The organism is Marinomonas sp. ABL3_031 (genome assembly GCF_056161265.1).
Map to the genome: position 1 here is coordinate 283494 of NZ_JBSWYU010000002.1, position 11295 is coordinate 294788.

Consider the following 11295-nt stretch of genomic DNA (forward strand, 5'->3'; position numbering starts at 1 on the left):
TTTTAATTCAAATGAGCCCTAACGATAAAGCGCAATCGATAAAAATACTAGGGAAGGTTTGAACAAGTCCACTGACTACGGCAACGTGCTCCTGCGTTGCTCTAATCCCCTACATCCATGTAGGGGTCAGCGTGTGGATAACTCTCTCTTATTCGAGGCAAGATTCGCCCCATCTTATTGCTTTATGCAGAACCTTTTGAGTTGGATCTTGAAGGCCCTTTTGCTGGCGACTTACCGGGCGATCTGCCTTTAGCATTTCCTCCCCTGGTCGGTTTAGCATTGTCGCCAAACGGACGCTTACCTTTGTTTTTACCCGTAAGGTTGGGCTTTTTACCTTCTCCTCTCGGGTGTTTGGTATTAGGTTTAGATTTGAAAGCGTTTTTTTTCGGTGCCTGAGATGACGAGGGAGTTTTCTTTGCCGCCGGACGTGAAGGCTTACGATTGGATTTGGTATTGGGTTTCGCCTCAGAAGAAGAGTCTTCCACGGATTTGAGCAACACAGACAATTCTTTTTGCGTTAGATCACGCCACTCTCCTACCGGTAAACCTTTTAGATTCACATTCATGATGCGAGTCCTTTCCAGTTTCACCACCTCATAACCAAAATATTCGCACATACGACGAATTTGTCGGTTCAAGCCTTGTACCAAAGTGATGTTGAACACATTGCTAGAGACTTTCTCAACGGGACACTTTTTCGTCATGGTGCCTAAGATCGGCACACCACCAGCAAGACCTTGAATAAACTTCTCAGTGATGGGTTTATTCACCGTGACCAAGTATTCTTTTTCATGGTTATTGCCAGCCCGTAAGACCTTATTGACCAAATCCCCCTTATTGGTCAAAAAAATCAAACCTTGCGACTCTTTGTCCAAACGCCCAATGGGAAAAATTCGCACGCCATGACCGACAAAATCGACTATGTTGTTGCGTTCACTGCTTTCAGTGGTACTGACAATACCCACAGGTTTATTCAAAGCAATGAACACAAAATCCTCAGCATCCTGAGGTTCGATCAATTGCCCATTGACTCGAACGGTATCGCCGGAATTAACCTGATCGCCAACCCTAGCGCGCTTGCCATTAATAAATACATTGCCTTGTTCAATAAAACGATCGGCTTCTCGACGCGAGCATAAGCCACTGTCACTGATGTATTTATTGAGTCGGGTGGAGGTATTAAACATATAAGACTGCTTGAACTGATTCATTAAGGACGAAAAGCGCCCATTGTATAACAAAAAAACTTTATGATAAGAAACTGGTTACCACACTGGACACACCGGCAATGGCCATTTGCACACCAATTACCGCCAATATTAAGCCCATCAAACGCGTTACAATACTTAAGCCACTGTCACCGATAAAACCAATAATACGAGAAGAAAAAATAAAGCACACAAAGGTAATACAACACAGACACGCAAAGGCCATAATGGTTACCACAATATCTTGCCAACCTGCCGCTGCTGAATAGTTCATCGCCGTTGCAATCGTACCAGGACCTGCCAGTAAGGGAACGGCCAGAGGAGAAACAGCAATGTCCGCATCATCGTTATCTTGTTGTTGGCCAGTGTGCAGTTTCGAACTCTGGCCATGCAACATGTGATAACCCACCAAAAACACCAAAATTCCACCCGTAATACGCAATGCAGGCAAGGTAATACCGAAAAGATGGAAAATGGACTTGCCCAACAAAGCAAATAAAACAATCACCACAAAGGTAATAAACAAAGATTTAAAGGCAATGTTAACTTGCTGGCTTTTCGTCATATTGCCCGTTAAACCTGCAAAAACGGTCGTATTCGCAATGGGATTCATGATGGCAAAAAACGCCATAAACACAGTGATCGCATGCTCCATTAAGGGCTCCAAAAAAATACAGCAAGATCAGTAAGAATGGAAAGAATATTGAATTGTACCATATCTTCTCTGCCCATTTGGTAATGTCCAAACTGCCCCCACCTAAAGGTAAAAGGCAGCACTAAGGCTGCCTCCATCTAATCTGCTATTGTTACACTTTTGAATCCGCTCTTTAGCCTGTTTTAATGCGCCGCTTATTCGATAACGGGCGCATCAAAGTCTTCGCCTTCGTCTGTGTAAATACACACATTCCAGTCGGCTGCTAGGCCGTCTTCTGCCTGACAGTAAGTGGCAAAAAAGTCACTGATTTCCTGACGCTGGCAATGGGCTTCAAAACTCGCCATGTCTTGCCAGACTTCATTAAAAACAATCGGAAAACTCTTACCTTCGGCAAACGGGCTAGTCATGTGTCGAGTAACACGATAAGCAATACAACCATCCTCACGCAAAGTATTGGGTTCAAGAGACTGCAAAACCTTGAACAAGGCTTTCTCCTGACCAGGTTTAGGTAAAAATTGTGCGATACAATACACTTTCTTAGACATACACTTTCCTTAACGATTCAACGCGGATTTCAGTAACCCAAGGCCAGCCAGAGCAAACATGCCCGCTGCGGCTCGCTCTACCCACTGACGACATTTCTGGTAAATTTCCATGATACCTTTAACAGAAAACACCAGAGAATACATAATATTGACCAAATAACCCACCAACATACAGGTCAACAAAGCCAATATTAACGACAACAGATCATTATGACCTTGCATGCCCATAGACAAAGCCGCCATCCAAGCAACCACCGTCTTTGGATTTGAAGAATTTAAAATAAAGCCGCGCATAAACCACTTGCGGTAGCTAGTGGCTTGTACAGCAGTCATGCTTTGGTCATCTGGTATGCTCAATGACGCTTTAAAGGACACATAGGCCAAGCGTAATAAGTACAATCCCCCCAATACCTTAAGCACCATGAGTACGTAAACGGAGCTTTGCAAAACCGCTCCCATACCACTTACCGCAACCAAGCCCCACAAAAACATGCCAGAAGACAAACCAAAGCCATATACCAAGGCCACTTTACGTCCTTTGCTCATGGCGATAGTGGCATTAGAAAGGGTTGCCGGGCCTGGCGAAACCGCCACCACAAAAAAAGCAAAGCCTATTGTTAATAAAGATAATGCATCTATCATAGGGTTCTCCTTAACGATCAATAAAACGTATTAGTAAATCATATTAATAAATCGTTTTCTTCATATGTTCTGGGTAATGCTTGTCGTATTCTTCCGCACTGAATTCCGAGTTGTGCATATCCGCAAACACTTTCGCCATCTCACCAGCAGTAGGCAATTCAGCGCGATCAATAGGATGCTCTGCTTGCCATAACCCTGAACGAGCAATCGCCTTTTGACATTGATAAAAGGCTTTTTCCACTTGAATGGAAATCACCGAACTCGCTGCTTTACCCTGCATGGTGAAAGACTCACACAGGGCCTGATCCACTAGAATTTTAGCAATACCACTGACACGAATGGTTTCCCCCACATTCGGTACCAGAAAAATCACGCCGACTTTCGGGTGATGAATGATATTACGCAGGGAATCCAGGCGATTATTACCACGTCGATCCGGTATCTGAATACAGTGTTCATTTACCACACGCACAAAACCCGCCGGATCTCCCCGCGGAGAACAATCAAGACCGTTTTCACCATGAGTCGCTAAGATCAAAAAAGGCGATTTTTCAATGAATGCACGATAATGGGGATTGATATGATCAATCTCTTTCCACTGAGCCCTTTCAATAGGCTTACCATAATGCGCTTGCAAAGCATCAATCGACTCAATTTTCTGCATAAACGCCCTCAACTCTGTTTAATTAGGAACGAATTAATAAGGGAAGTATTATCAAAAAAAGCATTAACACACCCAGTGAAAACGCTTAGCTGCGTCCAAGGTGAATTGCCCCGTCACCAAACCACATTGGCACACCAGAGAAACTTTTTGTGTCACTATCATCCCTCCACATACCATTGGCTAAGACAGCATCCAACGCACGGCACTTTGCGCATGTATGTGAGTCGTATCATAAAGTGGCACTTTGGTGTCCGTCTGCTTCACCAAAAGCGCAATTTCCGTACAGCCCAAGATCACCGCTTGCGCCCCTTGTTGATGTAAATCTTCAATAATATCAATATACTGCTGACGAGACTCTGGGTTAATTTCGCCACGGCACAATTCATCATAGATGACTTTGTGAACAATGGCTTGCTGGGATTCATCTGGTACCATAACTTGCATAGCAAATCGATCAATCAAACGCGCTTTGTAAAAGTCTTGTTCCATGGTAAAACGCGTTCCTAATAAACCCACTTTGGTGACGCCATCCGCTTGTAAAACGTGACCAGTCGCATCGGCAATGTGTAATACCGGGATATTAATAGCAGACTGAATTTGATCCGCCACCTTGTGCATAGTATTGGTACAAATTAACAAAGCCTCGGCTCCAGACGCCTCTACTGAACGTCCTGCTTGGCTTAATATATCCGCTGTTGCCTGCCAATCACCCGCATGCTGTAACTGCTCAATCTCTGCAAAATCGACACTGACCATATTGATTTTCGCAGAGTGCAAACCACCTAAAGCATCCTTAACGCCCTGATTAAGAGCGGTATAGTAACTGACAGTAGACTCCCAGCTCATACCACCTAGCAAACCAATTGTTTTCAAACCCACACTCCTATGATCCGTTATACCCAGTTAAAAATTCTTTTACGCCCGTAAAAAACCACTAACGAAGCTCCGACTTTTCCTAACCCATTATATATTTTTTCTCAAGCTATAGCTTTTTATCCCAAAAGGCATATAGGCCGTCAAATTTACTCAAGCCCCTTTATTGATATACCTTATATTCATAATAAAACCAGAGTGACATAATTAAAAATGAAGAAAATGGGGTTGCTTTTTTAAGCGCGCCAGATCTTGAATGAAAAACACCCAGCTTCTCTCAATAGCCTATTTCGTTTTATTGCTTGTTCCTTCTCACATAAAGTGAGGTAAATATTTGTGACCACCCAGATTGCATGTGTTATTCAATACCCATCTTTAAAGCCTTGACGAAACAAAAGCTAACCGACGAAACGTTTCTTCCATCATAAGGGTTTAAATGGCACAAAAGTATACACAACCACCACATAAGATTGCTGAATTGTGTGTCACTATTCAATCTCAATGAAGGTGCTAGTGCTTCGATAACTGGCTGATTGCTTTGAAAGGAGCAAAATATGATTTCAATAACCTACATCAGTAAAGCTGAAAAGTGTTTTTCAGATTCAGAACTTACATTGATGTTAGAAAGTTTTATTGAGAAAAACCGAAAAAATAATATTTCGGGGGTTCTTTTATATAATGGCGCAGGTACTTTCATTCAAATTATTGAAGGCGAAGAAGACGTGCTTCTGCCAACTTATGAAAAAATAAAAAAGGACAAAAGGCATTCTAATATCGTCTGTTTAAGAAAGGTTAACATCAATCAACGAAGCTTTGAACAATGGCGAATGGGGTTTCGAAACCTTAAGAAAAACAGTATCAAAGCAGATATTACTACTTCTTTTCTAGAAGATGAGAATCTTGAAAATTTCATTTCAAATAACACGGACTTTGCTATTAAAGCATTGACAAACTTTAGAAATAAAACAAAAGAACTTATTTTTTAATAACTGTATCCATGCTGTAGGAGAACATCATGCTATCTAACTTAAAAATTTCTCATAAGTTTATTCTTATGAGTGTCATACAAGTTTTATTGATTGTTACGCTTGGTTGGTTCTCAATTTCTCAAATGAACAAAATTGGTAATGAAATTAAAGAAATTGCTCACGACCACTTACCTCTAAACAATACCTTAATCTTAATCACTGAGCATCAATTGCAACAAGCCATTGCCTTTGAAAAAGTCGTTTCTCATGCACTATTAGATAAAGTAAAAGGAAAAGTCCTTTCTACCGAGTCTGAAAATTTAATAAAAAACCTAAACAAAAAAATCAAACTTTTGCATGATGAAATTGTGGAGGCTGAAGCCACCATCATTCGCTTAAAAGAGGAAGTACATTCATCTGAAGCAAAAAAAGAATACGAACATGTACTCACTGAATACAAACTTGTCGAAGAAGAATTTTTTATAGTGGAAAGTATGATACTGCTGTTCCTCGATCAAACACTTAACGAGGGAATAGAAAAAACCCTAGACACGATTGTCGACATTGAAAAAGCCAATGAAAAATTAGACGATCATCTGGTTGCTGTATTGAATGAAGTACAACAATTCTCTCTCAACTCGGCAGAAGTCGCCTACCAAGATGAGCAAAACGCCATTAAGATAATTATACTTGTGCTCTGTATTGCACTAGTTTTAGCCATTATTGTGCCCACCTTTATTGGCCGCTCCGTGATTAAACCTCTCAAAAACCTCATTGCAAGCCTTGAAGAACTGGCGTCAGGTGAAGGAGACTTAACCAAAAGACTGTCAATTACCAGTAAAGATGAATTAGGGCGAGTTTCCAGAAGGTTTGACACTTTTATCTGCAAACTGCACAAAATAATCATTAATGTGGCTAAATCTACTGCTTCTTTAAACCAGAGTTCAGAATCCGCCATTGAAGTAGTGCAAGATACCTTGGCCAATGTTGAGCGTCAAAAACTGGAAACCGAATTGGTCGCCAGTTCCGTTGAACAAATGAGCATCGCCACTGCTGAAGTAGCGCAAAGCACCATCAATGCTTCGGAAATAGCCAATAAGGTGCGAGACTTAGTGTCAAAAGGAAAAACCGCCGCGTTAGAAAATCAGCGTATTACCTCTAAGCTGTCTGAAGACGTGCAACTCACTTCTGACAGCATTCGTGACTTGGTAAAAGAAACCGACAACATAGGTTCTGTCTTGGATACCATTCAGGGCATTGCGGAGCAAACCAACCTACTGGCACTAAACGCTGCCATTGAAGCAGCAAGAGCGGGCGAATCTGGTCGTGGCTTTGCCGTCGTCGCTGACGAAGTGCGATCCCTTGCGCAACGAACCCAAACCTCGACTGTGGATATTCAAAACTTGGTCGAAAGTTTGCAGAGTGGCGCCGAAGTTGCCATGGACAAAATGAACAAGGGGGTTCAAGCCACCCAAGAATGTTTGCAAATTGGTCAGGAAACCGCTGAACACTTCGACAATGCGGTAATGTCCGTCAATGAAATTGCCGATTTAAACACGCAAATTGCTGCTGCAACCGAAGAGCAATCTACCGTGGCAGATAAAATTCAAAGCAATGTTGACAACATTAAAAACATCTCACTGGAGACCACTCAGAATGCTAACAAGGTATCTGAAGCCAACGATAACATTGCCAAAAACGTCATTCATTTAAACTCGGATTTAAATCAGTTTAAAATCTAACGAGACTTATCTTCCTTAGTAAAAAAGGCCTTAAAAGGCCTTTTTTATGTCCTAAACGCATAAAGAAAAAATTCGCTTTTTATTCTTTTCAAAGTATCTTTATTATTTCTTAAATGCCTTAACTCCTTATTAAATATAGCAATTCTTTAATCTTCTCACTAATCGCTAAATCAAATCCATATTGAGGATATTGGCCAGTTATTTTTACACAGACTTTAAGTCATTAATATCAATATGGTTTTAAAAAAGATCGAATCTTAGAAAACTGAATTGTCGATCATTCGCTCACTATTCACCATACAAGCCTTCTTATAAGCCAATCTAAAATTTAAAAAGTACAATAATATCAATACATTAGAAAAGTCACTTACATTGGATATATAGCTACTAGAACAAAGATTAATTAAGAAAAAATTAAGCGATAAATATGCAATCAAAATATTGTTTTAACTTTTTTTCTTGCTAATCATAAAAAGTGGAAATTGAAACAATTTTCAAAATCTTTAATAAAAAAAATAAAATAGGTTTTATCATTATGAAAAAAAGCACTTTGTATACAGCCGTCTTCAGTAGTTTACTTTCTGCTGGCGTGGTGGCTTCTCCTTCATTTGATGCTAACTTTGAGATCAATACTGATATGATCGACAAAGACATAGGTGATACCACCTATTTAGAATCCGGTCGAGTCGAATTCAGTACGCTAGGAAAGCATACCTCAGGTGATAACTTCGTTGAAGGAAAAGGCACCATTGAAATAAAAGTAAATGGAACCTCTTCTATTGCTGATGCCTATCTAAAAGTAGGTAACTCGAACTGGGACATCCAACTAGGTCGTTTTGAAGCCATCAATCTTTTCCCCAAAGGTAAAGACGTTATCGTCGAAAATGCCGGCGGTGTCACTGTCTATGAAGCGAATAAAGCCCGTGGTCGCACCAGCGATGATGGTGGTCAAATCGCTTTGCACTTTAACCCAAACAATGTGGTCCACTTTGAATTAGGCACCATTTATGGCGCAGGTGACTCAGATGATGACACGGGCGACAACACCACAAGCATTGCTGGCATACGACCAGTGATCACATTCAAAGCAGGCTCAGCGACCATTACAGCTGGCTATGAAAGTTTGGACTACGATCTTACCAGTGGCAGTGCAGTCAGCCAGTCGGGATTCTCTCTAGGAGCCAATTTTGATGTCTCTGGGGCGAATATCAATGTCGCTGTGACTCAAATGGAAGACGACGAAACCGATGAAGAAGTCAGCTCAGTAACTGCCAATATGACCTACAACAATTTTGGCTTAGGTGTGATCTCTTCTTCGGTTGATGATGCCAGTACAGATCCGTCCGTCACCACATTATATACTGCTTATACCCTGCCGGTATTTGACATAGACAATGCTTCTATGACCTTGGCTGCTTCCTATTCAACCGCAGATGATGTTGCGGCTGATGTAAACGATACGGTTATGGCAACCCGTGTTCGTTTTAATTATACCTTCTAGCAATAGAAACTTAAGAACAACGCCCTTTTTATCCCCTTTTAAAGTGCGTTGTTCTTTTCCTCGCGCTAGGCTCTCATGAGTTGGCTAATGAAAGCCTCTGTTTACTCACCAATGTGCCAACCATTGGTAATGGGGTAACGACGATCACGACCAAAACCTCGCGCAGTAACGCGCACCCCAGTCGGCGCTTGACGGCGTTTGTATTCATTCACATCCACCAGACGCAACACTCGATATACCGTATCTCGGTCAAATTCCTGCGTGGCTAAAATGGCTTCCGCACTCATATCTTGCTCAATGTACCTATGTAGAATTTGATCAAGAATGTCGTAGCTGGGTAGCGAGTCTTCGTCTTTCTGATCCGGGGCGAGTTCAGCAGAGGGTGGACGCGTGATCACGCGCTCAGGAATCACATATCCCAAACTATTACGGTAACGACACAGCTTAAACACCAAGGTTTTAAACACGTCTTTTAACACCGAATACCCCCCCACCATATCGCCATATAAGGTGGCATAACCCACTGCCATTTCACTCTTATTGCCCGTGGTTAATACCATGTAGCCTTTCTTATTAGAAATCGCCATTAAGGTGACACCGCGCGTTCGCGCTTGCAGGTTTTCTTCTGTGGTGTCTTTGCCATAACCTTCAAATTCTGGCGCCAACACCTGATTAAAGGCGGATACCATGGATTCGATCGGCAAGACACTGTATTTCACACCCAATAAGTTAGCTTCTTCTTCCGCGTCTTCAAGACTGATAGACGAGGTGTAGGTGTATGGCATCATCACGGCTTGTACACGATCCGCCCCAATGGCATCGACGGCAACGGCCAGGGACAAAGCAGAATCAATACCACCACTTAATCCCAACACAATGCCTTTAAAACGGTTCTTCTCTATATAATCACGCAGCCCAAGCACCATCGCCTGATAAACGCTGGCTTCCACATCCAATACAGGGGCAATAGCACCAGCAACGGGAGACACCTTATGAGTCTGGCTGTCATCCACAATGAACTCTGCGCAATATAAGCCGGCTTCAAACCATGGGGCTTGCAGCACCTTTTCGCCTTTGGCATTGACCACAAAGGAGCCGCCTTCGTAAACCAATTCATCCTGAGCCCCCATGTAATTCACATACATAATGGGTAAACGAGTTTCCGTGGCACGCTTATGCAACAAGGTTTCACGTTCACCCATTTTTTCGATGTGGTAAGGCGAGGCATTCAAGTTCAAAATCAACTCCGCACCGGCGGCTTTGGCTTGGGCAATGGGCTCTGGGTGCCAGATGTCTTCACAAATGCTTAACCCCACCTGAACCCCTTTGATGGTCACAATCCCTGCGTTTTGACCGTCACTGAAGTAACGTTTGTCATCGAATACTAAGAAGTTTGGCAGTTTCTGCTTGGCGTACTCTACTAACAATTTACCCTGATGAATGACACCAGCGCAGTTGAATAACTCACCATCGATACGTCGTGGGTAACCCACTACCAAGTAAATGTCCTTCACTTGCTGAAAAATCTTATCGAGTGCCGCTTCAATGCGAGTGTCCAAGCTAGGACGCAGCAATAAATCTTCCGGCGGATAGCCAGTCAAGGTCAATTCGGGGAAAACCACCACATCCGCTTTTTCCTCATCACGAGCTTGAATTGCCGTGGCAATAACAGATTGGGTGTTTTTGGTGATATCGCCGACCAACATATCCAGTTGGGCCATTGCAATTCTTAATGTCATACCGTTGCTATCTCATCAACTCTGTTAGAATATGCCGTATATTGTCTGGAATTAGCTAACTTAGGTAAAGTGTATGATCGTCCGTTTAATCGTTTTTATCGCGATTTTCTTCATTGGTTGGTGGTTATATCGCCAATTTGTTGTTTTCAAAGGTCAGCAGACGTCCTCAAAAGACAAAAACAGCAAGCAACAAGACAAGTCTCAAGCAGATCAAGAAAGCATGGTGCGTTGCTTACAATGCAAAACCTATGTACCGCGTTCTCATGCCATTCATGATGAACAAGCACGTCCATTTTGTAGCGCTGAACATTTAAAAGAATTCAATCAGACGAACTGACCCAAGCCTGACTGTGTAAACGCCTTTCGTGCCACCACCAACAATGATACTGCTGTTGGTTACGGGTAGCACAAAGCCGATGATAAACACCTTTATCATCGCTTTGGTAAAAATGCCATTGGTAGGTTATGACTTGACCATCTTGCTCATACTGAGTAGGTGGTGCTTGCCATTGTGCTTCATGCAAGGCACAAAAACCCTGACACAAAGACGGTTCCGCTTGGCTAAATTGGACATGGTTCACTTTCGCCTGCATAAAACTCCGCCAAATGGATTCGGGCTTTGCTTGTTCCTGCAATTCGCCGCGCCATTGGTAGTCTGCCAATAATTGCGTTTGAGCCGCTGCAGACAAGCCTGCGACAATCAGCAAGAGGGCTAAAATAGGCAACCCCAGCCATCCGGCTTGCAACTTGCTGACCAT

General features: G+C 42.5%; 12 protein-coding genes. 4 read left to right on the forward strand and 8 right to left on the reverse strand.

From position 1 onward, the window contains the following. Window positions 1–182: 182 nt before the first annotated feature. The 6 genes from rluF to ACXAH2_RS03810 all read right to left on the reverse strand — a co-directional run bounded on the left by rluF (window position 183) and on the right by ACXAH2_RS03810 (window position 4587). The gene (gene rluF / locus ACXAH2_RS03785; protein ID WP_475076814.1) at window positions 183–1187 is read right to left on the reverse strand and encodes a 23S rRNA pseudouridine(2604) synthase RluF; all 1005 of its coding nucleotides are present in this window, start codon (window positions 1185–1187) and stop codon (window positions 183–185) included. A 61-nt stretch (window positions 1188–1248) separates the two neighbouring features. Beyond that, a complete protein-coding gene (locus ACXAH2_RS03790) occupies window positions 1249–1863 on the reverse strand; it encodes a MarC family protein (RefSeq protein WP_475076815.1) in 615 nt (204 codons plus the stop codon). Window positions 1864–2057: 194 nt separating this feature from the next. Next, window positions 2058–2408 (reverse strand): putative quinol monooxygenase, encoded by a 351-nt coding sequence (locus tag ACXAH2_RS03795; protein ID WP_475076817.1) that lies wholly within the window; start codon window positions 2406–2408, stop codon window positions 2058–2060. Window positions 2409–2417: 9 nt separating this feature from the next. Beyond that, the gene (locus ACXAH2_RS03800; protein WP_475076818.1) at window positions 2418–3050 is read right to left on the reverse strand and encodes a LysE family translocator; all 633 of its coding nucleotides are present in this window, start codon (window positions 3048–3050) and stop codon (window positions 2418–2420) included. Window positions 3051–3093: 43 nt separating this feature from the next. Then, window positions 3094–3714 (reverse strand): pyridoxamine 5'-phosphate oxidase family protein, encoded by a 621-nt coding sequence (locus tag ACXAH2_RS03805; RefSeq protein ID WP_475076820.1) that lies wholly within the window; start codon window positions 3712–3714, stop codon window positions 3094–3096. A gap of 180 nt (window positions 3715–3894) precedes the next feature. After that, entirely contained in the window at window positions 3895–4587 is a 693-nt protein-coding gene (locus tag ACXAH2_RS03810; RefSeq protein WP_475076821.1) for an aspartate/glutamate racemase family protein, read from the reverse strand. Window positions 4588–5141: 554 nt separating this feature from the next. Between ACXAH2_RS03810 and ACXAH2_RS03815 the strand changes: the two genes are divergently transcribed. The 3 genes from ACXAH2_RS03815 (at window position 5142) to ACXAH2_RS03825 (ending at window position 8798) form a co-directional block, all read left to right on the forward strand. After that, window positions 5142–5573 carry a BLUF domain-containing protein gene (locus tag ACXAH2_RS03815; protein WP_475076822.1) on the forward strand — a complete coding sequence of 144 codons (432 nt, stop codon included), beginning with the start codon at window positions 5142–5144 and terminating at the stop codon, window positions 5571–5573. A 29-nt stretch (window positions 5574–5602) separates the two neighbouring features. Further along, the gene (locus ACXAH2_RS03820) at window positions 5603–7297 is read left to right on the forward strand and encodes a methyl-accepting chemotaxis protein (protein WP_475076824.1); all 1695 of its coding nucleotides are present in this window, start codon (window positions 5603–5605) and stop codon (window positions 7295–7297) included. 535 nt (window positions 7298–7832) lie between these two features. Beyond that, window positions 7833–8798: a carbohydrate porin gene (locus ACXAH2_RS03825; RefSeq protein ID WP_475076826.1), complete on the forward strand. Its 966-nt coding sequence runs from the start codon at window positions 7833–7835 to the stop codon at window positions 8796–8798. Window positions 8799–8899: 101 nt separating this feature from the next. On the opposite strand, the gene ACXAH2_RS03830 is transcribed toward ACXAH2_RS03825, so the two are convergent. After that, on the reverse strand, window positions 8900–10537 hold the full coding sequence (locus tag ACXAH2_RS03830; RefSeq protein WP_475076828.1) for an NAD+ synthase: 1638 nt from the start codon (window positions 10535–10537) through the stop codon (window positions 8900–8902). A 73-nt stretch (window positions 10538–10610) separates the two neighbouring features. On the opposite strand from ACXAH2_RS03830, the gene ACXAH2_RS03835 reads away from it, so the two are divergent. Beyond that, window positions 10611–10874: a PP0621 family protein gene (locus ACXAH2_RS03835; protein WP_475076829.1), complete on the forward strand. Its 264-nt coding sequence runs from the start codon at window positions 10611–10613 to the stop codon at window positions 10872–10874. Here ACXAH2_RS03835 and ACXAH2_RS03840 read toward each other — a convergent pair. Continuing rightward, entirely contained in the window at window positions 10858–11295 is a 438-nt protein-coding gene (locus tag ACXAH2_RS03840) for a hypothetical protein (RefSeq protein ID WP_475076831.1), read from the reverse strand. The two genes, ACXAH2_RS03835 and ACXAH2_RS03840, sit on opposite strands and share 17 nt — an antisense overlap.